The sequence below is a fragment of the Streptomyces sp. NPDC050546 genome (assembly GCF_044457425.1).
GTDB lineage: Bacteria > Actinomycetota > Actinomycetes > Streptomycetales > Streptomycetaceae > Streptomyces.
This window is the reverse complement of sequence record NZ_JBITGX010000027.1, coordinates 16,394-40,110: the sequence shown is the minus strand read 5'-3', so window position 1 is coordinate 40,110 and position 23,717 is coordinate 16,394. Positions and strand designations below refer to the sequence as shown.

Annotated in this window: 23 protein-coding genes; 11 read left to right on the top strand and 12 right to left on the bottom strand. The window is 70.9% G+C overall.

Translation table 11 applies throughout. The features are described 5' to 3' along the window. Window positions 1-33: 33 nt before the first annotated feature. A complete protein-coding gene (locus ACIBK5_RS41115; protein WP_399028186.1) occupies window positions 34-1,857 on the bottom strand; it encodes a bifunctional metallophosphatase/5'-nucleotidase in 1,824 nt (607 codons plus the stop codon). A gap of 182 nt (window positions 1,858-2,039) precedes the next feature. Between ACIBK5_RS41115 and mshD the strand changes: the two genes are divergently transcribed. Continuing rightward, entirely contained in the window at window positions 2,040-2,966 is a 927-nt protein-coding gene (gene mshD, locus ACIBK5_RS41110; RefSeq protein WP_399028184.1) for a mycothiol synthase, read from the top strand. Between the two features lie 13 nt (window positions 2,967-2,979). Here the strand turns inward: mshD and ACIBK5_RS41105 are convergent, their stop codons facing one another. Genes ACIBK5_RS41105 through ACIBK5_RS41080 form a run of 6 tightly spaced genes read right to left on the bottom strand, consistent with a single transcriptional unit; the run spans window position 2,980 to window position 8,336 of the window. Next, window positions 2,980-3,915, bottom strand: a complete 936-nt coding sequence (locus ACIBK5_RS41105) for a LysR family transcriptional regulator (protein WP_399028182.1) — start codon at window positions 3,913-3,915, stop codon at window positions 2,980-2,982. Between the two features lie 9 nt (window positions 3,916-3,924). Further along, on the bottom strand, window positions 3,925-4,593 hold the full coding sequence (locus ACIBK5_RS41100; RefSeq protein ID WP_399028180.1) for an ABC transporter: 669 nt from the start codon (window positions 4,591-4,593) through the stop codon (window positions 3,925-3,927). Beyond that, window positions 4,581-6,098, bottom strand: a complete 1,518-nt coding sequence (locus tag ACIBK5_RS41095) for an ABC transporter permease (RefSeq protein WP_399028178.1) — start codon at window positions 6,096-6,098, stop codon at window positions 4,581-4,583. The genes ACIBK5_RS41100 and ACIBK5_RS41095 overlap by 13 nt, the downstream gene beginning before the upstream one ends. Further along, entirely contained in the window at window positions 6,095-6,955 is an 861-nt protein-coding gene (locus ACIBK5_RS41090; RefSeq protein WP_399028177.1) for an ABC transporter ATP-binding protein, read from the bottom strand. Before ACIBK5_RS41090 ends, ACIBK5_RS41095 begins: the two co-directional genes overlap by 4 nt. Beyond that, the gene (locus tag ACIBK5_RS41085; protein ID WP_399028175.1) at window positions 6,952-7,788 is read right to left on the bottom strand and encodes a zf-HC2 domain-containing protein; all 837 of its coding nucleotides are present in this window, start codon (window positions 7,786-7,788) and stop codon (window positions 6,952-6,954) included. The genes ACIBK5_RS41090 and ACIBK5_RS41085 overlap by 4 nt, the downstream gene beginning before the upstream one ends. Next, entirely contained in the window at window positions 7,785-8,336 is a 552-nt protein-coding gene (locus ACIBK5_RS41080) for an RNA polymerase sigma factor (RefSeq protein ID WP_399028173.1), read from the bottom strand. The genes ACIBK5_RS41085 and ACIBK5_RS41080 overlap by 4 nt, the downstream gene beginning before the upstream one ends. Window positions 8,337-8,932: 596 nt before the next feature. Between ACIBK5_RS41080 and ACIBK5_RS41075 the strand changes: the two genes are divergently transcribed. The 7 genes from ACIBK5_RS41075 to pstB all read left to right on the top strand — a co-directional run bounded on the left by ACIBK5_RS41075 (window position 8,933) and on the right by pstB (window position 17,188). Beyond that, window positions 8,933-11,299 (top strand): RNA degradosome polyphosphate kinase, encoded by a 2,367-nt coding sequence (locus ACIBK5_RS41075; protein ID WP_399028171.1) that lies wholly within the window; start codon window positions 8,933-8,935, stop codon window positions 11,297-11,299. After that, window positions 11,280-12,356 (top strand): CHAD domain-containing protein, encoded by a 1,077-nt coding sequence (locus tag ACIBK5_RS41070; protein WP_399028169.1) that lies wholly within the window; start codon window positions 11,280-11,282, stop codon window positions 12,354-12,356. The genes ACIBK5_RS41075 and ACIBK5_RS41070 overlap by 20 nt, the downstream gene beginning before the upstream one ends. Window positions 12,357-12,384: 28 nt before the next feature. Next, on the top strand, window positions 12,385-12,849 hold the full coding sequence (locus ACIBK5_RS41065; protein ID WP_399028167.1) for an NUDIX hydrolase: 465 nt from the start codon (window positions 12,385-12,387) through the stop codon (window positions 12,847-12,849). Window positions 12,850-13,025: 176 nt separating this feature from the next. Further along, window positions 13,026-14,150 carry a phosphate ABC transporter substrate-binding protein PstS gene (gene pstS / locus ACIBK5_RS41060; RefSeq protein WP_399028165.1) on the top strand — a complete coding sequence of 375 codons (1,125 nt, stop codon included), beginning with the start codon at window positions 13,026-13,028 and terminating at the stop codon, window positions 14,148-14,150. Between the two features lie 133 nt (window positions 14,151-14,283). Then, a complete protein-coding gene (pstC, locus tag ACIBK5_RS41055; RefSeq protein WP_399028163.1) occupies window positions 14,284-15,285 on the top strand; it encodes a phosphate ABC transporter permease subunit PstC in 1,002 nt (333 codons plus the stop codon). Next, entirely contained in the window at window positions 15,282-16,343 is a 1,062-nt protein-coding gene (gene pstA, locus ACIBK5_RS41050; protein WP_399028161.1) for a phosphate ABC transporter permease PstA, read from the top strand. The genes pstC and pstA overlap by 4 nt, the downstream gene beginning before the upstream one ends. A gap of 68 nt (window positions 16,344-16,411) precedes the next feature. Next, complete coding sequence (gene pstB, locus ACIBK5_RS41045; RefSeq protein WP_003991265.1) at window positions 16,412-17,188, top strand: phosphate ABC transporter ATP-binding protein PstB; 777 nt, start codon at window positions 16,412-16,414, stop codon at window positions 17,186-17,188. A 246-nt stretch (window positions 17,189-17,434) separates the two neighbouring features. Here the strand turns inward: pstB and ACIBK5_RS41040 are convergent, their stop codons facing one another. Next, window positions 17,435-18,433, bottom strand: a complete 999-nt coding sequence (locus ACIBK5_RS41040; RefSeq protein WP_382494755.1) for an anion permease — start codon at window positions 18,431-18,433, stop codon at window positions 17,435-17,437. A gap of 7 nt (window positions 18,434-18,440) precedes the next feature. Then, window positions 18,441-19,061: a DUF47 domain-containing protein gene (locus tag ACIBK5_RS41035; protein WP_059418711.1), complete on the bottom strand. Its 621-nt coding sequence runs from the start codon at window positions 19,059-19,061 to the stop codon at window positions 18,441-18,443. Window positions 19,062-19,266: 205 nt separating this feature from the next. On the opposite strand from ACIBK5_RS41035, the gene ACIBK5_RS41030 reads away from it, so the two are divergent. Further along, a complete protein-coding gene (locus tag ACIBK5_RS41030) occupies window positions 19,267-19,599 on the top strand; it encodes a metal-sensitive transcriptional regulator (protein ID WP_382494753.1) in 333 nt (110 codons plus the stop codon). A 5-nt stretch (window positions 19,600-19,604) separates the two neighbouring features. On the opposite strand, the gene ACIBK5_RS41025 is transcribed toward ACIBK5_RS41030, so the two are convergent. Both ACIBK5_RS41025 and ACIBK5_RS41020 read right to left on the bottom strand, forming a co-directional pair. After that, entirely contained in the window at window positions 19,605-19,787 is a 183-nt protein-coding gene (locus tag ACIBK5_RS41025) for a hypothetical protein (protein ID WP_399028159.1), read from the bottom strand. Between the two features lie 85 nt (window positions 19,788-19,872). After that, window positions 19,873-20,724 carry a hypothetical protein gene (locus tag ACIBK5_RS41020; RefSeq protein ID WP_399028157.1) on the bottom strand — a complete coding sequence of 284 codons (852 nt, stop codon included), beginning with the start codon at window positions 20,722-20,724 and terminating at the stop codon, window positions 19,873-19,875. A 139-nt stretch (window positions 20,725-20,863) separates the two neighbouring features. Between ACIBK5_RS41020 and ACIBK5_RS41015 the strand changes: the two genes are divergently transcribed. Both ACIBK5_RS41015 and ACIBK5_RS41010 read left to right on the top strand, forming a co-directional pair. Next, window positions 20,864-21,013 carry a hypothetical protein gene (locus ACIBK5_RS41015; RefSeq protein WP_382494748.1) on the top strand — a complete coding sequence of 50 codons (150 nt, stop codon included), beginning with the start codon at window positions 20,864-20,866 and terminating at the stop codon, window positions 21,011-21,013. Between the two features lie 80 nt (window positions 21,014-21,093). Further along, window positions 21,094-22,650, top strand: a complete 1,557-nt coding sequence (locus ACIBK5_RS41010; protein WP_399028154.1) for an FAD-binding oxidoreductase — start codon at window positions 21,094-21,096, stop codon at window positions 22,648-22,650. Window positions 22,651-22,793: 143 nt separating this feature from the next. Here the strand turns inward: ACIBK5_RS41010 and ACIBK5_RS41005 are convergent, their stop codons facing one another. Further along, window positions 22,794-23,498, bottom strand: a complete 705-nt coding sequence (locus tag ACIBK5_RS41005) for a phosphatase PAP2 family protein (protein ID WP_399028152.1) — start codon at window positions 23,496-23,498, stop codon at window positions 22,794-22,796. Window positions 23,499-23,717: the final 219 nt, after the last annotated feature.

The window sequence follows — 23,717 nt, the reverse complement described above, 5'->3', positions numbered from 1 at the left end:
CCCACCTCGCAACCTGAACCCCACCTATGCGATTTACTTCACGATCGTGATGCGGTCCGCTTTGGACGGCGCGATCGGGTTACCGGCCGACGAGTTGGCCGTCAGGTACTGCTCCAGAGCGGCCAGATCGTCGAGACCGACGACGTCGTTCGTGCCCTGACCCAGCGTCGGGAAACCGTCGCCGCCGCCCGCGAGGAAGCTGTTCGTCGCGACGCGGTAGGTGGCCGCCGGGTCGATGGCCTTGCCGCCCAGCTTGACCGAGTCGGTGACCACCCGGTCGGCACCGGACTTGGTGAGGTCCAGCGTGTAGGTCAGGCCCGACGACACCTGGAGGACCTTCGGCGCCGCCGCGTTCGGTCCGGTCACCTGCTCCTTGAGCACCTGGATCAGCTGGGCGCCCGTGAAGTCCTGGAGGTTCACGGTGTTGGCGAACGGCTGGACCGTGAATCCCTCCGCATAAGTCACGACACCGTCGCCTTCACCGGCTTTGGCCGCAAACGTCAGGGGTGCCCGGATACCGCCCGGGTTCATCAGCGCCAGATCCGTCTCCGGGTCGAGCTGCTTGCCGTACGCGAGCTGGGCGTCGGCGATCAGGTCGCCGAGCGGGGACTCGGTGCCGGTGTTGCCGATGTCAGCGGAGATGTAGCCGATCGGCTTGTTGCCGATGGGCGCGGCCAGGGTGTTCCACTTGCTGATCAGCTCGGTCATGTCGGGCGCCTTGGGGACGTCCCGGGTGACCACGCGGTTCGCCGACTTCACGGCCGTACGGGCGATGTCGCCGGTCTTGCGGTCGTACGTCAGCGTGGTGTCGGTGTAGAGGCGGCCGAAGGACGCGGCCGAGGTGACCATGCGGGGCTTGCCCGACGGGTCGTCGATCGAGCACACGTACGCGTTGTGGGTGTGGCCGGTGACCAGCGCGTCCACCTGCGGCGTGACGTTCTTGGCGATGTCGACGATCGGTCCGGAGACGCCGTCACCGGCGCCCGGGGAGTCACAGTCGTAGTTGTACGACGTCGACGCCGGGAAGCCGCCCTCGTGGATGAGGGCGACGATGGACTTCACGCCCTTCTTCCGCAGCTCCTTGGCGTACTTGTTGATCGTCTCGACCTCGTCCTTGAAGGAGAGGCCCTTGACGCCCTCGGCGGAGACGATGTCCGGGGTGCCCTCCAGGGTCACGCCGATGAAGCCGACCTTGACGTCCTTCTTCTTCCACACCCAGTAGGGCTTGAGGATCGGCTTCTTCGTCTTCTCGTCGAGGACGTTGGCGGCCAGGTAGGGGAAGTCGGCGCCCTTGAACTTCTTGTCCGTGTAGCAGCCGTCCTTCGGGTGGCAGCCGCCCTTCTGCAGGCGGGCCAGCTCCTTGGCGCCCTCGTCGAACTCGTGGTTGCCGACGGACGTCACGTCAAGGTCGAGCTTGTTCAGCGCCTCGATGGTCGGCTCGTCGTGGAAGAGCCCGGAGATCAGCGGGGAGGCACCGACCATGTCGCCGCCGGCGGCGGTGACGGAGTACTTCTCGCCCTTGCGGGCCTGCCGCAGATGCGTGGCCAGGTACTCGACGCCACCCGCGTCGATGGTCTTCGTCGTCCCGTCGTGCTGGTGCTCGGTGACGCGGCCCGACGAACCGGCCGGCGGCTCCAGGTTGCCGTGCAGGTCGTTGAACGACAGCAGCTGGACGTCCTGGTAGCGGCCGGGCCAGTGACCGCCCTTGCGGTGGTCCTCGCCGGCGGTCGCCGACCCCGGCAGCCCCGCGGCGGCCAGCGCACCGACGGTGACGACACCGGCGGCGAGAGCGGCGAAACGGTTCGTACGACGTCTACGGCGCTCCTGGTGCACCGGTGCCGGTGAAGTGGCTGGCATACGCCCCCCTGTCGGGTCTGCAGTTGTGTCTGCTGCTGGGTCTGCTTTATGTGTCTGCTCTGACGGTGATGTCGTCCGGCGCAGCCTAGAGTCAACGCGCGTAGCGCGACAGGTGTTTCGTGGTTACATCTGGGTTGCCTTTTGCCGCCGATTTGCCGGTGGGGCGCCGTACCCTCGTACGCATGACCAGCGACGACACCGTAAGGCCCGGACGCCCCCGCTCGATCGAGACCCTTGCCGCGCTCTCCCCGGAGCAGACCGAGGCCGTACTCGGACTGCTCGCCGAGGCCGCCCGTACCGACGGGCAGCAGGCGGTGTCCGAGCAGGGCCGGTTGCAGTTGCGCGGCGGGGAGCGGGAGGGCGTGGCGCATCTGCTGCTCACCGTCGACGGCGAACTCGTCGGCTATGCCCAGCTGGAGGACACCGACCCGGTGGAGCCGCCGGCCGCCGAGCTGGTCGTCCACCCCGGGTATCGCGGGCACGGGCACGGACGGGCGCTCGGATCCGCCCTGCTGGCCGCCTCCGGCAAGCGGCTGCGCGTGTGGGCGCACGGCGGCCACTCCGCCGCCCGGCACCTCGCGCAGGTCCTGGGCCTGACCCTGTTCCGCGAACTGCGCCAGATGCGCCGCCCGTTGACGGACTTCGACGCCCCCTACCCGACGCTCCCCGCCGGCGTCAGCGTCCGCGCCTTCGTCCCCGGCCAGGACGACGCGGCCTGGCTCGCCGTGAACGCCGCCGCCTTCGCCCACCACCCCGAGCAGGGCTCCCTCACCCAGCGGGACCTCGACGACCGCAAGTCCGAGCCGTGGTTCGACCCCGCCGGTTTCTTCCTCGCCTTCCGCGGCGACGAACTCGTCGGCTTCCACTGGACCAAGGTCCACGCCCAGGAGGGCCTCGGCGAGGTCTACGTCCTCGGCGTCTGCCCCGGAGCCCAGGGCGGCGGCCTCGGCAAGTCCCTCACCACGATCGGCCTGCGTCACCTGGCGCGGCAGGGCCTGCCGACGGCCATGCTCTACGTCGACGCCGACAACAAGGCGGCGGTGACGGTGTACGAGCGGCTGGGGTTCGAGACGCACGAGGTGGATCTGATGTACCGGACGGAGACCTGAGCCGGGCCCGGGGTCAAGGCCGCTGCGCCCACGACGGACGCCAGGTATCCCCCTCGGTCGGGCGTGGGCGCGTGGCCACCAGATGGTCGCGCAGGGCGGCCAGGCCCGGATGCGGGTTGTCCGTGCGCCAGAGCAGGGAGTGCGGGTAGACCGGCATCGGGTCGCGCACGGGGACCAGGCGCAGGTCGTGGCCGGTCGGCCAGACCAGCGGGGTGCGTTCGCTGAGGAACGTCGCCAGGGTCGGGGAGTCCGCGATGGTGTCGAGGAGGGCCTCGATGCCGAAGTTGGGGCCGATGGTGTCGATGGTCGGGCCGAAGGCCGCGGCGAGTTCGTCGTAGTACTCGGCCCACTCCGTGCCGGGCTCGTTGCCCGGCATCCAGATCCGGTGACCGGCCAGTTGCGCGGGTGTCACCGAGGCGGCCCGGGCGAACTCGTGGCCCGGCCCGACGCAGAGCCGCAGCGGCTCGTCGAGGACCGGGACGGCTTCGACGCCCTCGGGAAGCCGGTGCCCGGGCATGGTGACAGCACGGAACGTGGCGTCGACGGCCCCGTCCCGCACGGCGGCCAGCGCCGTGTCCGCGCCGTACAACGTGACGACGTCCAGGGCGATCTCCGGATGCGCCCGGTGGAAGTCCCGTACCAGTCCGGCCGTGGCGACCCGGCGTCCCACGACGTCCACCCGTAGCGCACGGTCCCCGGGGCTCACCGCGGCCACCGCCCGCTCCTCGGCCCGGAGCAGGGCCCGGGCGTGCGGCAGCAGCGCCTGCCCGTCGATGGTGAGCTCCGCTCCCCTGGCCGTACGCACCAGCAGTCGCACCCCGAGGTCCTTCTCCAGCGCGGCGATCCGCTTGGAGACGGCCTGCTGGGTGAGGGCCAGATCCACGGCGGCCTTCTGGAACTGCCCGGAGTCGGCGATCGCGACGAAGGCGCGTACGGCTTTGAGGTCCACGCCGGCACTCTAGGAGTACGACCCGCGGCCCGGGCCCCCGCGGCCCCCGCGGCGCGACCACCGCCGCACCGGCTCCCTCACCCCCAGCACCCCCACCAGGACGGCTCCGGTCAGCACCACCGCCCACCGGTCATGCGCCGCCGCCCACCGATCGTCCTGCACCGGCACGAACAGCGCCCACCGCCCTGGCCAGAACAGCAGAGCCAGCACCGCCGAGGTCAGCAGGCCACTCGCGACCCGCGCCCCGGGCCGTGTGAGGTCGGTGCAGCCCACCGTGACCACCGCGGCGGTCACCGCCAGGGCGAAGGCCGACCCGGCCTCCAGCGTGATGTCGGCGACCGGCGGCCGTAGGTCCCGCGGCACGAGCAGCAGTGCCACCGTCCACCAGGCCGTCACGAGCGGGAGGACGAGTGCCACCCGCAGTCCGGTACGGACGGGGCGCGGGGTCGGCACCGTGGATGTGGTGTGCCGTGCCGGGTCGTCCAGGAGGAACACCAGGCCGATCGCGAAGGCCAGGATCGCCGCCCGGAGCAGCGGCAGCGCGAGCCATTCCCCCGCCTCGCCGGTGGCCCGGGTCAGCGCGGCCATCAGCAGCCCTGCCGCACCGGCCGCCCCCAGCAGGCCCAGGGGCAGGGTCCGGCCGACGGCGACGACCAACTCCCCTCTCAGTCGAGGCACTTGTCGTCTCCCTCGGGCGCCTTGACACCCAGCAGCTCCGCCGCCCGGGCCGCCGTCAGTTTCGGCGCGGTCAGCTCGGCCCAGTGGGACTTCACCCTCGCGGTGACCTCGCCCCGGGGTCGCGCCAGCAGCTCGCGCACCACCTCCGTCTGGGCGTCGGTCATGTACAGCCCGTCCGTCGGCTGGAGCACGAGGGCCGAGCCGGTGTCGCTGTTGTCGAGGCGGACGCGGCGCAGCGCGGCCATCGGGTCGGACTCCCAGCCCAGGGCCAACCACATCACGGTGACGATGCGGCCGTCGCAGAGCGAGGTCGAGGCCTTCTCATCGCCCGCGACCAGCACTCCGGCGACGGCTGCCGAGAACTCGGGGACGCGGTTGCCGCCCCACCGGGTGCCCACCGTCACCTCGTGCGGACGCTCCAGCGGCGTCAGCGCGCTGTCGCTGGAGAGGCCGTAGCGGGCCTCGACCCGCTGCCGTACGACGATCTTCTGGTCCTGCGCGCCGCCCCCGGCCAGGGACCGCACCCGGTCCACCACCCCGGCCCAGTCCCCGACCCGCGGCCCCCACTCGGGGAACGCACAGTACGTCGATCCGTCCCGCCGGACGCAGGACTGCAACTGCTCAGGGGTGGCCGAGGCCCGTTCGCGGGCCCGGACCAGCTCGGGGGATTCACCGTTCGTCTGGCTCACCCCGCCCACCAGCGCCATGGCCAGCGCCCCGGCGATCCCTGTCAGGAGAAGCGGCTTGCGGCCACCGGCGACCAGCACCGCCGTCAGGCCCGCGCACAGCGCCAGCCCGGCCAGATACAGGGCGTGCCAGCCTGCGGGCCGGCCCAGCAGGTCGGACGGCAGGGTGTTGCTGGTGGACTCGACGACGACCGGCAGCAGCCAGCGGCTCCCGTCGTCGCTCGTGCCCCAGAAGAAGAGGAACAGGAACAGGGAGAACACGACCAGCAGCGGCGCGGCCAGAGACGACCGCACGAGGCCTGCCATGAGGAGCCCGAGAAGCCCTGCCAGCAGCACGGTCAGCGGGCCCACGAGCAGTTCGCTCACCGAACCGTGGCCGATCGCGCCGGGCCGGAGCGCCTCCCGGCCGAACTGCGCGGCCACGCACACGGCGGTGAGCAGGGCCACGGCCAGGGCCGACAGCGCATGGGCGACCGTGCGCCGCCACTGCGGCAGGACCAGCACCGCGAAGTGCGGTTCCGTGCCGTGCCGCCGGGAGCGCAGCGCGGCGCGATTGACGCACAGCAGCACGGTGAGCCCGATGAGCATCGGCGCGCTCTGGGTGGCGCGGTCGGCGTCCTGGAGGGTGGGATAGCCGCCCCAGTCCCTGCCCATGCGCCATACGGTCCAGCCGATGTACACGAGGAAGGCGATGAGCATCGGCAGCATCGTCAGCAGCCGGCGGGTCTCGAACCCGGCCAGGGCGATCACGGCGGCCCACGGCCGACCGCCCTCGGCCCGCTCGTCGGAGGCGACCGGCTTCTCCATCACCGCGGTCATGCCGCCACCTCCACGGCGTCACCGTCGAGGGTGAGCAGATAGCCGTCCTCCAGGGTGGGTTCGAGGAGCTCGGCGCCGTCCGGCGGGTCCCCCACGTTCCGGAAGGTCCCGGTGCCCGTGCGCCATCCCGCCCTCGCGCCCGGGTCCCGCTCCGCGCTGCTCCACACCCGCCCCGCGGCCCGCGCGGTCAGCTCGGCCGGGGTGCCCTCGAACCGCACTCGGCCGCCGGCCATGACCAGCACTCGGTGGCAGAGCATCGCCACGTCCTCCGTCTGGTGCGTGGACAGCAGCACCGTGCGCCCCTCCCCGGCACCCGCGATCAACTCGCGGAACCGCATGCGCTGTTCGGGGTCGAGCCCGACGGTGGGCTCGTCGAGGACGAGGAACCCGGGGTCACCGACCAGGGCGGCCCCGAGGGCGACCCGCTGCCGCATCCCGCCGGACAGCTTCCGGATCCGCTTCCCGCGTACGTCGGCGAGTCCCACCTCGTCCAGCACCCGCCGCACCTCGCGGTGCCGGGCGGACCGGTCGGTCATCTCCTTCAGGATCGCCACGTAGTCGACGAACTCGAAGGCCGTGAAGTCCGGGTGGAACCCAGGCGTCTGCGGCAGATAGCCCAGCCGGCGCCGGACCTCCTGCCGGCCCCGCGCGGTGCCCGGGTCGTGCCCGAGCACGGTGAAGGCGCCCTGGTCGGCGGGCAGGGCCGTGGCGAGGACCCGCAGCAGCGTGGTCTTGCCTGCCCCGTTGGGCCCGAGCAGCCCGGTGACGCCGGCGGTCAGCCGCAGCGACACGTCGTCGAGGGCGCGGGTGCCTCCGTAGCGGAGGCTGAGCCCGGAGGCGGACACGGTCGGGGTCATGCGGCACGTCCCTGGAAGAGGTCGAATCGGTCACGAAGCAGAAAGAGCAGCCCGGCGGCGAGCGCGGCGACCACCGCCGCGACGCCCTGCCCGGCCACGGTGAACGGCGCGAGGGGTGTCTGCGCGCCCGCTCGCAGCGCGTCGGCCAGCATCAGCAGCCCGACCCAGGCCCCGCCGGCCAGCGACGGTGCGAGCACCGGCCCCAGCCGGGGCGTCAGCGCGAGCCCCGTCGCGGTGAGTGCCAGCGCGGGCAGCAGCCAGGCCAGCGCGCGCAGGCCGTACGCGGGCAGGGCGAGGGTCGCCAGCCCGTTCAGGCCCAGCACCACGCCCAGCACGGCCACCGTCCGGATCATCAGCAGCCGGAACCCGTGCATCGGCGCGACGACGGCCATCTCGTACGTCGGATCCAGGGCGGGCCCGTACGACAGCGCCACCCCGGCCAGCGGCAGCAGCGGCGCGAGCGCCAGGAACAGCGTCGGGGACTGCCCGCCCCGTACGAGATGCCCCGCCGCCACGCTCAGCAGCAGCACGGCGACGACGGCTCCCAGCCAGGACCGCCGCAGCACGGGCGCCGCCGCCAGCAGTCGCGCGGTGTGCCCGGGCACCCCGAGCCGCACGAGCAGCGACTCCAGCACCCCCGCGCGGGGCGCGTCCAGCTCGGCGTCGAGCCGCTCCCACCCCGCGTCGAGGGCGACCGGGTCACTGACCTCGCCCAGCGCCTCCCGGCACCGGGCGCAGGCCTCCAGGTGCGCATCGGCGGACCACAGAGCCGGCGCCGCCAACTCCCCCCGCGCATAGGCGCGCAGGTCCTCTTCCGGCACATGCCAACTCATGCCAACGCCTCCCGCAACTGCTTGCGAGCCCGCATCGCCCGCGTCTTGACCGTCCCCGGCGGAATGCCGAGCAGTACGGCCGCCTCCCGGGTGGTGAGCCCGTCGATGACCGTCGCCTGCAGCACCGCCCGCAACTCCGGCGACAGTCGGACGAGGGCTCCGGCGAGGTCCCCGTGCTCCACCCCCGCGAGCACGCGTTCCTCCGCCGATGCCTCGTCCCGGTGCCGCAGCCGCGCCAGGGCCTGGCGCAACCGCCCCCGTGCCCCGTCACCGCGCAGCGCGTCCACCAGCCGCCGCGACCCGATGCGCCACAGCCACCCGGCCACGTCCGCGGAGTGGCCCTCCTCCCGGTAGCGGGCCTTGCCCCGCCACACCGCGAGGAACGTCTCCTGTACGACGTCGTCGACGACCCCTTGATCGGCGCACCGCCCCCGCAACCGGGCCCGGAGCCACGGCGCGTACCGCCGGTACAGCTCCTCGAAGGCACGCCGGTCGGCATCCGCGGCGATGGCCCGCAGCAGCTCCCCGTCGCTTCTCGTTTCGCTCACATCCCCTCATCGGACCGGCCCGCGCGAACGGTTCACGAAACCGCGCACGACTTTCCCGGCCCCTTGGCCGCACCCGCCTTCCGGCCCCTGGCCACACTCGCCCTCAGGCCCCTGGCCGCACTCGCCTCTGCCGGCCCCTGGCCGCATTCGCCTCGACCGGCCCCTGGCGGCGCTCGCCTCTCCCGACCCCTGGCGGCGCTCGCCTCTGCCAGGTCCTAGCCGCACTCGCCTCTTTTCCGGCCCCCTGGCCGCACTCGCCCTCGCGCACCGGCCGGGCTACGGTGGCCCCAGTCCCCGTCCAACCCCAGCCGAGCCCCAGCCCAGCCGCGGCGCCAGCCCAGCCGAGCCCCAGCCCAGCCGCGGCGCCAGCCCAGCGGGGCCGCAGCCCCGGCCCCGGGCCCGGCCGTCCCCCTTCTGGCCCCTCCCGCACCCGCAGACACTCCGGGCACGCCGGGGCACCCCGGGACACCAGGGACCATCCACAGCCTGTGGGCAACCGCCGCACGGCCCGATGGACCCCCGCGAGCCGCCCCCCGCTATCCCGCACGTCATGTCTCCGTAACCATCGATTCAGACGAGCTTGCGACGCTCGGCCAATGAATCCCGCAGTGCCAGAGCCTTCGCCACCCCGAGAGGGGCCTGCGGGGAACGGGAACACTCATGTGACGCCCCCGCTCCCTCCCGCGCTGTCCGACGCGCCCGTGATGCTCGCGGCGCGGAAGAATGGGTCCATGAGCCAGCCGAACACCCAGGCACAGGTCCAGCACGCGCAGCCCTCCGTGGGCTCCATCGCGGCCCACCGCCCGCACACCATCGCGGCGGCCGTCTCCGACCTCGAACCCGACATCGATGCCGACCTCGACGCATACGAGGAGTCTCAGGTCGACGGCGAGCAGCTGCCACAGGGCCGGTTCCTCGACCGGGAACGCAGCTGGCTCGCGTTCAACGAGCGCGTCCTCGAACTCGCCGAGGACCCGAACACCCCCCTGCTGGAGCGGGCCAACTTCCTCGCGATCTTCGCCAGCAACCTGGACGAGTTCTTCATGGTCCGGGTGGCCGGTCTGAAGCGCCGTATCGCCACCGGCGTGGCCACCCGCTCCGCATCCGGCCTCCAGCCCCGTGACGTCCTGGAGATGATCTGGGCCCGCTCCCGCGAGCTCATGGCCCGGCACGCGGCCTGCTACCACGAGGACGTCGCCCCCGCCCTCGCGGAGGAGGGCATCCACCTGGTCCGCTGGAACGAGTTGCAGGAGAAGGAGCAGGCCCGCCTGTTCACCCTGTTCCGGCACCAGATCTTCCCCGTGCTGACCCCGCTGGCGGTCGACCCGGCGCACCCCTTCCCGTACATCTCCGGCCTGTCCCTGAACCTGGCCGTCGTCGTACGGAACCCGGTAACGGGCCACAAGCACTTCGCCCGCGTCAAGGTGCCGCCGCTGCTGTCCCGCTTCCTGGAGAGCTCCCCGGGCCGCTACGTCCCCATCGAGGACGTCATCGCCGCCCACCTGGAGGAGCTGTTCCCGGGCATGGAGGTCCTGGAGCACCACGCCTTCCGCCTGACCAGGAACGAGGACCTGGAGGTCGAGGAGGACGACGCGGAGAACCTGCTCCAGGCCCTGGAGAAGGAGCTCATGCGGCGCCGCTTCGGGCCGCCGGTGCGCCTGGAGGTCGAGGAGTCCATCGACCGCGAGGTCCTGGACCTGCTGGTGCGCGAGCTGAAGATCAGCGAGGCCGAGGTCTACCCGCTGCCGGGTCCGCTGGACCTCACGGGCCTGTTCCGGATCGCCTCCCTGGACCGGCCGGAGCTGAAGTACCGCAAGTTCGTCGCCGGCACCCACCGCGACCTCGCCGAGGTCGAGTCGGCGTCCGCGCCGGACATCTTCGCCGCGCTCCGGGAGCGGGACGTCCTGCTGCACCACCCGTACGACTCGTTCTCCACCTCCGTGCAGGCCTTCCTGGAGCAGGCGGCCGGCGACCCGGACGTCCTCGCGATCAAGCAGACCCTGTACCGGACCTCGGGCGACTCCCCCATAGTCGACGCCCTCATCGAGGCCGCCGAGTCCGGCAAGCAGGTCCTGGTCCTGGTCGAGATCAAGGCCCGCTTCGACGAGCACGCCAACATCAAGTGGGCGCGCAAGCTGGAGGAGTCCGGCTGCCACGTGGTCTACGGCCTGGTCGGCCTGAAGACCCACTGCAAGCTGTCGCTGGTGGTCCGCCAGGAGGGCGACACGCTCCGCCGCTACAGCCACGTCGGCACCGGCAACTACCACCCGAAGACGGCCCGTCTCTACGAGGACCTCGGTCTGCTCACGGCCGACCCGCAGGTCGGCGCTGACCTCTCGGACCTCTTCAACCGGCTCTCCGGCTACTCCCGCCGCGAGACCTACCGCCGTCTCCTGGTCGCCCCCAAGTCGCTGCGCGACGGCCTGGTCGCGCGGATCAACAAGGAGATACAGCACCACCGCGCGGGACGCCCCGCGCACGTCCGTATCAAGGTCAACTCGATGGTCGACGAGGCCGTCATCGACGCCTGCTACCGCGCGGCCCAGGCGGGCGTGCCGGTCGACGTGTGGGTGCGCGGCATCTGCGCGCTGCGCCCGGGCGTGGCGGGTCTGTCGGAGAACATCCGGGTCCGCTCGATCCTCGGCCGCTTCCTGGAGCACTCCCGGGTGTTCGGCTTCGGCAACGGCGGCGAGCCCGAGGTGTGGATCGGCAGCGCCGACATGATGCACCGCAACCTCGACCGCCGGATAGAGGCCCTGGTCAGGGTCACCGACCCGGCCCACCGGGCAGCGCTGAACCGGCTGCTGGAGACCGGCATGTCCGACGGCACCGCCTCCTGGCACCTCGGCCCGGACGGCGACTGGACCCGGCATGCGACCGACGCGGACGGCCAGCCTCTGCGCAACGTCCAGGAGATGCTCATAGACGCGCGGAGGCGCCGGCGTGGCACAGCGACACCTTGACCCGAAGAACCCCCTGGCCGCCCCCGCCCCCACCGGGGACGCCCTCGCGGGCTACCTGCGGGCCCAGGCCACGGAGTTCCTCCGGGCGCTGCGCCTGCACCGCGAGACGGGGTCGGGCGCGGGCGGCTCGGAGGGGTCCGCCGACGCGGCGCGGGCACTGCGCCGCTCGGCCCGCCGTATCAGCTCCAGCCTGCACACGTTCCAGTCCCTCCTGGACACGGACTGGTGCGAGGGCATGCGCCCGGAACTGGCCTGGGTCTCGGGAACCCTGGCCATGGAACACGCGTACACCGCCCGCCTGGAGCGACTGCTGAACGCGCTGCACCGCCTGTCGGGCTCCACGGCGTTCCCGGCCCAGGCGGCGGGCGCCGCCGCACCCGCCAAGGCCGGTGCGGCGGCCCACCCGGCCTCGGCACCGGAGCGCGGCAACCTCACCGTGGGCGCGGCGAAAGCGGGCGCCCTGCTCGACCGCCAGCTCAACCTCGCCCGCACCCGGGCCCACTCCACGGCCCTGCAGGCCCTGGGAAGCAGCCGATTCCACGCCATCGCGGACAAGGTCGCGGTCCTGGCCAGCGAGGTTCCCCTCACCAAGACCGCCGGCACCACCGACCTGCGCCCCCTCGCCACGGCGGCGGAGGGCCGCCTCACGGACGCCGTGGCCGCCCTCCCCCTCGTCACCGCGGGAAACCCGTACAACGCCGCGGCGCTCATCCACGGCCTGTCCCCGGACACGGTCCCGCATCCGCAGGACGCCCCGTGGCACCAGGTCCGCCTGCTGCTGCGCCTGCACCGCTACGCCCGCGAGGCCCTGCGCGGCGAGCCCAACGGCAACGGCGTCGTCGATCTGCGTCTGCTCTCCGCCGGCCAGGCCCTGAACCGCCACCGCGACGCCTCGGAGGCGGCGGCAGCGGCGGCCCAGGCGGCGCGTACTCCCCGCATCGCCCCCGCGACGGCGTACGCCCTCGGCGTGCTCCACGCCGACCAGCGCCACGAGGTCGAGGCGGCGCGTTTCGCGTTCCAGCAGTGCTGGCAGAAGGAATCCGTCAGCAGGTCATGACCGGCCACGCCATCGAGGAGGCGGTCACGTGAGCTCCCCCGACGACACCACGGTCCAGGCGGCCGGCTGCGTTCTGTGGCGCCGCTCCCCCGTCACGGCCGAGCTGGAGGTCTGCCTCGTCCACCGGCCGAAATACGACGACTGGTCCTGGCCGAAGGGCAAGCTCAAGCGCGACGAGGAGGCACTCGCCGGTGCCCTGCGCGAGGTGGCGGAGGAGACGGGCTGCCGGGCCGTGCCGGGCGCCGAGCTGCCCACCCAGCACTACCTCGCGAACGGCCGCCCCAAGCAGGTGCGCTACTGGGCGGCAGAGGCGATATCCTGCGAGTTTTCCCCGACGGACGAGGTGGACCGGGTCCTGTGGCTGACACCCGCCGCCGCCCGGGCCCGTCTCACGCAGCCCCACGACCGTCCCTACGTCGACGCGCTGCTCTCCTTGTCCGGTGCGGAAAGCGGAACCGGCACGTGCTCTCCCCGTAAGCGTTCCGTGACCTAACCACACCTTCGACAGGGGTTCACCCCTCGTTCATTTACGGCCATAGGCGCCTTCACCTGATCTGCCTAATTTCAGCCTTACCCGACGCGAACCGCGCCAGCCGCGTGTCAGCGTCCCGCGTCACCCAGACTTCGCACGCCGCCGAATCAGGACGGCGGCTCCTGGAAGGAACTCAAGTGAAGCTTCAGCGCATGAACCGGCGGGCCCTCGCTCTCGGTGCTCTCGCCGTCTCCGGCGCCCTGGCCCTCACGGCGTGCGGCTCCGACGACACGGGCACCAGCGGCGGTGGCTCGTCCGCGGCCGCCAAGCCCGGCAGCATCAAGTGCGACGACGCCAAGGGCCAGCTGCTGGCCGACGGCTCCTCCGCGCAGAAGAACGCGATCGACGCCTGGGTCAAGCAGTTCGCCGTCGCCTGCCAGGGCGTGCAGATCAACTACAAGGGCGGCGGCTCCGGCGCCGGCGTCACCGCGTTCACCCAGGGCCGCGTCGCCTTCGCCGGCTCCGACTCGGCGCTCAAGCCCGAAGAGGTCGCGGCCTCCAAGAAGGTCTGCTCCGGCGGCCAGGGCATCGACCTGCCGATGGTCGGCGGCCCGATCGCGGTCGGCTACAACGTCAACGGCGTGGACAACCTCGTCCTGGACGCCTCGACCCTGGCGAAGATCTTCAACAACGAGATCACCAACTGGAACGACCCGGCGATCAAGAAGCTGAACCCCGAGGCGAAGCTTCCGGACCTCAAGATCCAGGCGTTCCACCGCTCGGACGACTCCGGCACCACGGACAACTTCACCAAGTACCTGATGGCCACCGCCAAGAAGGACTGGCCCTACGACGGCGGCAAGACCTGGCAGGCCAAGGGCGGCCAGTCCGCCTCCGGCTCCTCCGGTCTCGCCCAGCAGGTGAAGCAGACCAACGGCGCCATCAGCTACTTCGAGCTGTCGTACGCCAAGGACGGCATGAAGACCGTCGACCTCGACACGGGTGCCGCCCAGCCGGTCAAGGCCACCGTGGAGAACGCCACCAAGGCCATCTCCGAGGCCAAGGTCGTCGGCACGGGCAAGGACCTCGCCCTGGAGCTGAACTACGGCACCAAGGCCGAGGGCGCCTACCCGATGGTCCTCGTCACGTACGAGATCGTCTGCGACAAGGGCAACAAGTCCGACACGCTGCCCGCCACCAAGGCGTTCCTGCGCTACGTCGCCTCCGAGGAGGGCCAGAAGGTCCTCGCCGAGAACGACTACGCGCCGATCCCCGCCGACATCATCTCCCAGGTCCGCACCACCATCGAGGGCCTGAGCTGATCCGAGTGCGGCCCGGTCTCCTCGCGGGGACCGGGCCGCACCGTCCGGTGCACCGCCGCCAGTGGCCGTACGTCCCGTACGGCTCCGCAGAGCCACCGCACAGCGCACACGGCTCCGCAGACCGGAGAACCTGATGGACACATCAACACAGATAACCGACGCACCACCCCCCGCACCACAGCCCACCGTCGACAAGCGCGCCGCGCGCGGGGTCACCCGGCCCGGAGACCGGATCTTCCTGGGTCTCTCCCGCGGCTCCGGCATCCTGCTGCTGGTGATCATGGCCGCGATCGCGGCCTTCCTCACCTACCGCGCCTCCCTCGCGATCAGCAAGGACGAGGGCAACTTCCTCACCACCTTCCAGTGGGACACCAACGCCACCCCGCCGGTCTTCGGCATCGCCGTCCTGGCCTTCGGCACGGTGGTCTCCTCGATCATCGCCATGGTCATCGCGGTCCCGATCGCCGTCTCCATCGCGCTGTTCCTCACGCACTACGCCCCGCGCAAGCTGAGCGGCCCGATCGCCTACGTGATCGACCTGCTCGCCGCCGTGCCGTCCATCGTGTACGGCCTGTGGGGCGCCCTGATCCTCGTGCCGAACATGAACGGCCTCTTCGGCTGGCTGAACGACTACCTCGGCTGGACCGGCCTGTTCTCCTGGGAGGGCGGCCCCGCCCGTTCGATGCTGACCGTCGGCATCCTGCTCGCGATCATGATCCTGCCGATCATCACCAACGTGAGCCGCGAGGTCTTCCGCCAGGTCCCGCAGATGCACGAGGAAGCGGCCCTGGCGCTCGGCGCCACCCGCTGGGAAGTGATCCGCATGGCGGTCATCCCCTTCGGCCGCTCCGGCGTCATCTCCGCCTCGATGCTCGGCCTCGGCCGCGCCCTCGGCGAGACGATGGCCGTCGCCACCGTGCTCTCCCCGACCTTCGACATCCAGGCCAGCCTGCTCAACCCGGGCGGCGGCACGTTCGCGCAGAACATCGCCAGCAAGTTCGGTGAGGCCAGTGTCTTCAGCCAGGACGCGCTGATCGCCTCCGGTCTGGTCCTGTTCGTCATCACGCTGGTGGTCAACGGCGCGGCCCGCGCGATCATCGCCCGCCGCAAGGAGTACTCGGGGGCCAACGCATGAGCACCGCATCCATCACCCCGAAGGGCCCCAGCACCCTGCGCGGCGCCCGCCTGCCCAAGTGGTCCCCCTACGCCATCGCCGCCGGCTCCGTCGCCGTCGCGATCGGCATCGGCGCCGGCGCCGGCCTGGGCAGCCGGGTCCAGTGGGGCCTGATCGCCGCGATCCTCTACGTCGTCGGCACGTACGCCATCGCCACGGCCGTCGAGGGCAAGCGACAGGCCAAGGACCGCATCGCGACCTCCCTCGTCTGGGTCGCCTTCCTCCTCGCCGTCATCCCGCTGGCCTCGCTGGTGTGGTCGACGATCACGCGCGGTGTGAAGGTCCTCGACATCTACTTCCTGACGCACTCCATGGGGATCGTCGCCGACACCGAGCCCGGCGGCGGCATCTACCACGCCATCCTCGGCACCCTGGAGCAGGTCGGTCTCGCCACGCTGATCGCCGCGCCGATCGGCGTGCTCACCGCGATCTACCTCGTGGAGTACGGCCAGGGCGCACTCTCCAAGGCCATCACGTTCTTCGTCGACGTCATGACCGGTATCCCGTCGATCGTCGCGGGTCTGTTCATCCTCAGCCTCATGCTGATCTTCGAGATGCAGCCCTTCGGCTTCGCCGGCTCGCTGGCCCTGGCCATCCTGATGATGCCGGTCGTCGTCCGCTCCACGGAGGAGATGCTCAAGCTCGTCCCGAACGAGCTGCGCGAGGCCTCCCTGGCGCTCGGCGTACCGAAGTGGCGCACCATCCTGAAGGTGGTCCTGCCGACCTCCATCGGCGGCATCACCACGGGCATCATGCTGTCGATCGCCCGCATCGCCGGCGAGACCGCCCCGGTCCTGCTGCTGGTGTGGGGCAACCCCTTGATCAACCCGAACCCGTTCGAGGGTGCGCAGGCCTCGCTGCCGCTGTACATCTACCAGCAGTACGCGAACAGCGCGGGCTCCGGCGCGGCGTACGACCGCGCCTGGGCGGCGTCGCTCACCCTGATCGCCTTTGTGATGCTCCTGAACCTGGTGGCCCGCGGTATCGCCCGCTGGAAGGCCCCGAAGACCGGTCGCTAAAGCATCGATGTGCGGCTACCGCCGCGTGGCGACCACAGCGACCGTCTGAGTCTGGAAGTGAAGAAGTAATGGCCAAGCGAATCGACGTAAGCGGACTGACCGCCTACTACGGATCCCACAAGGCGATCGAGGACATCTCGATGACCGTCGAGCCGCGCTCGGTGACGGCGTTCATCGGCCCGTCCGGCTGCGGCAAGTCGACGTTCCTGCGCACGCTGAACCGCATGCACGAGGTGACGTCCGGCGGCCGGGTCGAGGGCAAGGTCCTCCTGGACGACGAGGACCTCTACGGCACGGGCATCGACCCGGTGTCCGTGCGCCGTGAGGTCGGCATGGTGTTCCAGCGGCCGAACCCGTTCCCCACGATGTCGATCTTCGACAACGTGGCGGCGGGCCTGCGGCTGAACGGCAGCTACAAGAAGAGCGAGCTCGCCGACGTCGTCGAGCGCTCCCTCAAGGGCGCGAACCTCTGGAACGAGGTCAAGGACCGCCTGAACAAGCCCGGCTCCGGCCTCTCCGGCGGTCAGCAGCAGCGTCTGTGCATCGCGCGGGCGATCGCGGTCGAGCCGAACGTGCTCCTCATGGACGAGCCCTGCTCGGCGCTCGACCCGATCTCCACCCTCGCCATCGAGGACCTGATCGGCGAGCTCAAGGAGCGCTTCACGATCGTCATCGTGACGCACAACATGCAGCAGGCGGCGCGCGTCTCCGACCGCACGGCGTTCTTCAACCTCGCGGCCGTCGGCCAGCCCGGCAAGCTCATCGAGATCGACGAGACGGAGCGCATCTTCTCCAACCCGTCGGTCCAGGCCACCGAGGACTACATCTCCGGCCGCTTCGGCTGATCCGGCCCGTCCGCGAAGACTCCTCGCGGTGCTGCATGGCGGTGCCACCGCGAGGCCAAAAAGGGCCCGCCCCTACTCCCAGGGGCGGGCCTTTTCGCACAGTGCTCAGCTACGGGCATGCGCGCCGCCCCCGCTACGCCCCCCCGCTGCGGGCATGCGTGCCGCTAGGGGCGGCACGGGTGGGCGCAGCGGCACCCCGCACCGCCGGGCTGCGCACCCACCCGGCCCCGGCACAGACTCACCGAGCTACAGAAACGCCAGATTCACGATCCCGAACGACGCCGCAGCCACAAGCGCGGCCGCCGGCATAGTGATGAACCAGCCCAGGATGATGTTCTTGGCGACACCCCACCGCACGGCGTTCACCCGCTTCGTCGCCCCCACACCCATGATCGCGGAAGTGATCACATGCGTCGTGGAGATCGGCGCCTTGAACAGGAACGCCGTGGTGAACATGATCGACGCACCCGTGGTCTCCGCCGCGAACCCCTGCGGCGGATCCAGCTCGATGATCTTCCGCCCCAGCGTCCGCATGATCCGCCAGCCACCGGCGTACGTACCCAGCGACAGCATCACCGCACAGGCGATCTTCACCCACACCGGAATGGGATCGCCGTAGTCCTCGACATCCGCGATGACGAGCGCCATCACCACGATGCCCATCGTCTTCTGCGCGTCCTGCAGACCGTGCCCCAGCGCCATACCCGCCGCCGAGACGGTCTGGGCTATGCGGAAACCCCTCTTGGCCTTGTGCGGGTTGGCCTTGCGGAAGATCCACATGATCGCGGTCATCACCAGATAGCCGGCCAGCAGACCGACCACGGGGGAGATGAACATCGGGATGACGACCTTCTCCAGCACCCCGCTCCAGTAGACCGTCGTCCCACCGGCCAGCGCCGCGCCCACCATGCCGCCGAACAGCGCGTGCGAGGAGGACGAGGGCAGCCCGAAGTACCAGGTGATGAGGTTCCAGACGATGGCGCCCACCAGCGCGGCGAAGAGGATCCCCATCCCCTTCGACCCGACGGGCGTCTGGATCAGCCCCTCGCTGACGGTCTTGGCGACCCCGGAGCCCATGAACGCGCCGGCGAGGTTCATCACCGCGGCCATGGCCAGCGCGGCCCGCGGCGTCAGCGCCCGCGTCGACACGGACGTCGCGATCGCGTTCGCCGAGTCGTGGAAGCCGTTGGTGTACGTGAAGAAGAGCGCGACCGCGATGGTCACGACCAGAGCAAAGGTGTCCATGTAGGGCTCAGGACTCCTTGACGGCGATGGTCTCCACCGTGTTCGCCACGTGCTCGAACGCGTCCGCCGCCTCTTCCAGTACGTCCACGATCTGCTTCAGCTTGAGGACCTCCATGGCGTCGTACTTGCCGTTGAAGAGGTGCGCGAGCAGCTTGCGGTGGATCTGGTCGGCCTGGTTCTCCAGCCGGTTGACCTCGATCCAGTACTCGGTGAGGTTCTCCATCGTGCGCAGATGCGGCATCGCTTCGGCCGTCAGTTCGGCAGCGCGCGCCAGTACCTCGATCTGCTGGTCGACGCCCTTGGGCAGTTCCTCGACGTTGTAGAGGACGACCAGGTCGACGGCCTCCTCCATGAAGTCCATGATGTCGTCGAGGGACGAGGCGAGGGAGTAGATGTCCTCGCGGTCGAACGGCGTGATGAACGAGGAGTTCAGCTGGTGGAAGATCGCGTGCGTGGCGTCGTCACCTGCGTGTTCCGCTGCCCGCATACGCTCTGCGATCTCGGCCCGGGCGGATGCGTCCGCCCCGAGCAGTTCCATCAGGAGCTTCGAGCCCGTGACGATGTTGTCCGCGGAAGCGGCGAACATGTCGTAGAAGCTCGTCTCCCTGGGGGTCAGACGAAAGCGCACGTTGGGGTCCTCGGGGTGCTTCGGTTTCGGTCAGGCCGATGCTAGGCGCATCATCCGGCCACGGCTATCGGGCCGCCCCCCAGTGTCGCCCATCGGGCACAGTGGTGAGCACGGGGGCGGTCCGAGGGGCCGTATACCCAGCAAAGTTCGGTACCATATACCCACCAGGGGTATATGTCGGCTCACTGCCCACCAGGAGGACCCGATGACGGACGTGACCGACGCCACCGATGTCGGAAATGTCACCGACACCGGCGTTCACGGGTACCACAAGCAGAAGGACGAACACCTCAAGCGCCTGCGCCGCATCGAGGGCCAGATCCGCGGCCTGCAGCGCATGGTCGACGAGGACGTCTACTGCATCGACATACTCACGCAGGTCTCCGCCTCCACCAAGGCCCTGCAGTCCTTCGCCCTGCAACTGCTGGAGGAGCACCTGCGCCACTGCGTCGCGGACGCGGCCCTCAAGGGCGGCGACGAGATCGACGCGAAGGTCAAGGAGGCGACCCAGGCGATCGCCCGCATGCTGCGGACGTGAGCCGGCTACCTCCGGGCGGCCGAGGCGTCCCGCTCCTCGGCCACTTTCAGCACCTCGTCGATGCTCTGCAGGCTGAGCCGCTCCTCGTGCGCGGCCGAGGCCGCGATGATCAGCTCTCCGCACAGCTCGATCTCGGCGAGGGCCACGTAGTCCCTAACTGCCGTACCGCCGACCGGAGCCACGTGCATCACCTCGTCTCTGCCGTTACCGACTTCCTAGAGTAGGGAGCGGCCTACACACCGCGCATGGCACGGACGGGCTAGTTCACGCCGGTCAGTTCTCGGCGATCTTGCCCGCGTAGATGTCGTCGTCGTCCGGCAACCGTACGCGCACCGAAGCCCCGAAAGCGTAGAGCAGCGTGGTCGAGGCGACGGCGACGGGGCTCTTCTGCTGCCCGCCCACGAAGCTGAACCGGTGCCGCACCTTGCGGATACGGCCCTCGTCGTCGAGGTAGGCGTCGAACGGCACCTCTGCCGTGGCGAACCCTTTCGCCGCCGCGGCCAGGGCCCCTTCGTTGCCGCCGGAGGCCCGCTTCGCGGCAACACCCAGATCGGCCGTCCCCCGGTAGTGCCGCACCCCGGTGCCCGCGACCTCGGTCCTGCCCACATATGTCGCCGTCCGCGTCCCGCGCAGCACCTCGGCCGCCGCGAACGGATCGGTGGCCCCGCCCGTGACGAGGTTCCCGTCGGACAGGGTCCGCGTGTCCACCCGCACCCACTTGTCCGGCGGCACACCGGCGCCCCGGTTCTTCATGAACAACGCCCCGGGCGCGAGCAGTTCGGTGATGGGCCGATGCTCCATGGCCCCCGCGGGATCCTGCGGCAGCAGCACCTTCAGCCGCCCCATCCGCTTCCGGTAGTCGTAGACCCCGGCGCCCCGGATGGTCACCCGGGTGCCTCCGGACGCCATCTCCATCGACGTACGGGCCTTCGAACTCCCCGCCGCCACCAGCCGGTCGGCGGCCCGGTGCAGCACGACGACCGCGTCCCCGCCGCGGGAGTCACCGGCGGCCGCGTCACCGCCCGAACACCCGCCGGCCCCCAGCCCCGCCCCGGCCACGAGCCCGGCCGCGACGACCGCCGCACCCGTCCGCCTGTGCCACCGTTCCCGCTGCCGCCCAGTCATCGCCTGCCTACCCCCAGCCGGTACGTCCGTCACGGGCCCCCTCGTTGCTCCGGATAACGACGGGTATGTGCCCCCCGTCACGCGAGGACGCGGCTGTGACCATGCGAACCCTTTACCTGCGGTGGGTAACGTGGTCCGCGTGGCGCAGCGGGACGGGCCGGAACACCTGACGACGACAACGGAGAAGGGCCGCTTCTGCATGGCCCACTGCACCTGCGGCTGGCGCGGCCCGGCCAGAAGAGCGAGAAGCCAGGCGCGCACGGACGCGGAGAAGCACGCGGCGGGCTGACAAGGCCGGACACCCCGGACACCATGGAACCCTCACCCCCCACGGCCCCGTCTCCCACGACGGAACCACCGGGAGGCCCCATGGAACGGCGTACATTCCTCGCAGCCGGCACGGCAGGCATCGCCGCAGCCGCGACACCCTTCACCACCGCCTGCACGAAGTCGGACGCGGGCGCCGGGGCCAGAGCCACCGCCAGGACCGCGGCCACCAGCACCAGGTCGAACGTCACCGCCGCCAACTGGTCCGCCCTCGCCCGCGACCTCGACGGCCCCCTCGTCCGCCCGGGCGACTCCGCCTGGACCACGGCCCGGCAGCTCTACAACACCCGCTTCGACACCCTCAAGCCCGCCGCGGTCGCGTACGTGGACCACCCGGACGACATCCGCACGGCCCTGGCCTACGCCCGCGCCCACTCCTTGCGCGTGGCGATCCGCAACGGCGGCCACTCCTACGCCGGCTGGTCCTCGGGCGACGGCCGCCTGATCATCGACGTCTCGAAGCTCAACCGCGTCCGGTCCTCCGGCAGCACCGCGGTGGTCGGCGCCGGCGCCAAACTCATCGACGTCTACCGCGCCCTGGCCGCGAAGGGCGTCACGATCCCCGCCGGCTCCTGCCCCACCGTCGGCGTCTCCGGACTCACCCTCGGCGGCGGACACGGCGTGGTCTCCCGCGCGTACGGCCTGACCTGCGACAGCCTCACCCAGGCCACGCTGATCACCGCGGACGGCAAGCAGCTCACCGCCAACGCCCGCGAGAACAAGGACCTCTTCTGGGCCCTGCGCGGCGCCGGCAACGGCAACTTCGGCGTCGTCACGGAACTGCACTTCAAGACCCACCCGGCACCGCAGGGTGTCTCGGCGTATCTGTCCTGGCCCTCGTCGAAGGCCGCCGCGGTGGTGAAGGCCTGGCAGGAGTGGGGACCGTCACAGCCGGACGAGATCTGGTCGTCCCTCCATCTGGCGAGCGCCGCCGGCGGCAGGCCGACCGTCTCCGTCGCGGCGTTCTCCCTCGGCACCTATGGCGAGCTCAAGAACGCGGTGGACCGTCTCGCCGACCGCGTCGGCGCCCCGGCGAGCAGCGTCTCCCTGAAGCGGCGCTCCTACGAGGAGTCGATGGAGGTGTACGCCGGCTGCTCCTCGTTCCCGACGGACGCCCAGTGCCATCTGCCCGGCTCGACCCCGGGCCGCTCCCCGAAGGGCGCGCTGGGCCGCGAGACGTACGCCGCGGCATCGGACTTCTTCGACCGCTCCCTCTCCGCGGCCGGCATCCGCACGCTGCTGGCGCAGATCGGCTCGGTACGCGGCGGCACGGGCAGCATCGCGCTCACCGCGCTGGGCGGAGCGGTCAACCGCGTCTCCCCCACCTCCACGGCCTTCGTCCACCGCCGCTCGCGCATGCTGGCCCAGTACATCGCCGCCTGGCGCCCGGGCACGACGGGCGCCACGGCCCGCGACTGGCTGGCCTCGGCCCACAAGTCCATGCGCCCCCACGCCTCGGGCGCGGCCTACCAGAACTACACGGACCCGACCCTGACGAACTGGCGCAAGGCGTACTACGGAGACGCGGCGACCCGCCTGACAAAACTCAAGAACCAGTACGACCCCAACCGCTTCTTCACGTATCCCCAGGCACTGTAGGCCTGAACCGCGGGCATCCGCGCCGCCCCCCACCCCCTAGCTGCGGGCATGCGTGCCGCTAGGGGCGGCACGGGTGGGCGCAGCGGCACCCCGCTACGCCGGGCTGCGCACCCACCCGCCCCCAGCACCAACACCCAGCACTACTACGCGGCAAGGTCCCGCTCAGACGCCTGCTCCCGCCGAGCCCCGGGAATCACCGCACCCTCCCCGTCACCGACCCCACGCCCACGAGCCCGCACCAGCCACCCCACCCGAGGCGACCGCTCCACGGCCCGAACGACCGGCGTCAACAACGCCATAGCCACCGGCGACAACAGCAACGCCACAGCCGTACCCAGCGCGAACCCACCCACGACATCCGTCGGATAGTGCACACCCATGTAGACCCGGATGAACCCGCCGAACACCGCCAGCACCAACGCGACCAGCCCGAACTTCCGGTGAGCGACGAACAGCCCCACCGCCATCGCCATCACGATCGTCGCGTGGTCGCTCACGAACGAGTAGTCGGTCTTGCCCGAGACCAGCACCTCGAGCCCCTGATGGTCGAGGAACGGCCGCGGCCGCTCCACGAACCCCCGTATCGGAACGTTCACCAGCACGGCGATCCCCGCCGCCAGCGGCGCCCAGATCAGCGCCGCGACGGAGGACGCCGCGTCCTCGTCCCCCCGGCGCCGCACGGTCCACCAGCACCAGACCACGAGCAGGACGATGGCGAGCAGCAGCCCGTACTCACCCACGAACTCCATGACCCGGTCGAACCACCCTGGCGCGTCCTTGGCCAGGCCATTGATGTCGTACAGCAGGTCGACGTCAGGGTTCGACCCGGATTCGGCGAGTCCAGCCATGATGCTGCGGCCCCTTCGTCGTCTCTCCCGGCGCACCTGTGCGTACGCCGCTCCTGCCACCCCCGTGGTTGTAGATCCGCTTCCGCACTCACGTCCGCTCGGCTACGTCATCAGGAACGCACGGTCCCCGTTGATACGTTCCACACTCCACCGAATGATCACGCAGACGTTATCGAAGAGAGATGCGTCTTCGCAGCTCAGGGGGTGGGTTCACGCTCG

Coding starts and splice junctions, on each gene's coding strand:
- ACIBK5_RS41115 (WP_399028186.1), bottom strand. CDS start 1,857: ATGCCAGCCACTTCACCGGCACCGGTGCACCAGGAGCGCCGTAGACGT.
- mshD (WP_399028184.1), top strand. CDS start 2,040: ATGACCAGCGACGACACCGTAAGGCCCGGACGCCCCCGCTCGATCGAG.
- ACIBK5_RS41095 (WP_399028178.1), bottom strand. CDS start 6,098: ATGACCGCGGTGATGGAGAAGCCGGTCGCCTCCGACGAGCGGGCCGAG.
- ACIBK5_RS41090 (WP_399028177.1), bottom strand. CDS start 6,955: ATGACCCCGACCGTGTCCGCCTCCGGGCTCAGCCTCCGCTACGGAGGC.
- ACIBK5_RS41085 (WP_399028175.1), bottom strand. CDS start 7,788: ATGAGTTGGCATGTGCCGGAAGAGGACCTGCGCGCCTATGCGCGGGGG.
- ACIBK5_RS41075 (WP_399028171.1), top strand. CDS start 8,933: ATGAATCCCGCAGTGCCAGAGCCTTCGCCACCCCGAGAGGGGCCTGCG.
- pstC (WP_399028163.1), top strand. CDS start 14,284: ATGGACACATCAACACAGATAACCGACGCACCACCCCCCGCACCACAG.
- pstA (WP_399028161.1), top strand. CDS start 15,282: ATGAGCACCGCATCCATCACCCCGAAGGGCCCCAGCACCCTGCGCGGC.
- pstB (WP_003991265.1), top strand. CDS start 16,412: ATGGCCAAGCGAATCGACGTAAGCGGACTGACCGCCTACTACGGATCC.
- ACIBK5_RS41040 (WP_382494755.1), bottom strand. CDS start 18,433: ATGGACACCTTTGCTCTGGTCGTGACCATCGCGGTCGCGCTCTTCTTC.
- ACIBK5_RS41030 (WP_382494753.1), top strand. CDS start 19,267: ATGACGGACGTGACCGACGCCACCGATGTCGGAAATGTCACCGACACC.
- ACIBK5_RS41025 (WP_399028159.1), bottom strand. CDS start 19,787: ATGCACGTGGCTCCGGTCGGCGGTACGGCAGTTAGGGACTACGTGGCC.
- ACIBK5_RS41020 (WP_399028157.1), bottom strand. CDS start 20,724: ATGACTGGGCGGCAGCGGGAACGGTGGCACAGGCGGACGGGTGCGGCG.
- ACIBK5_RS41010 (WP_399028154.1), top strand. CDS start 21,094: ATGGAACGGCGTACATTCCTCGCAGCCGGCACGGCAGGCATCGCCGCA.
- ACIBK5_RS41005 (WP_399028152.1), bottom strand. CDS start 23,498: ATGGCTGGACTCGCCGAATCCGGGTCGAACCCTGACGTCGACCTGCTG.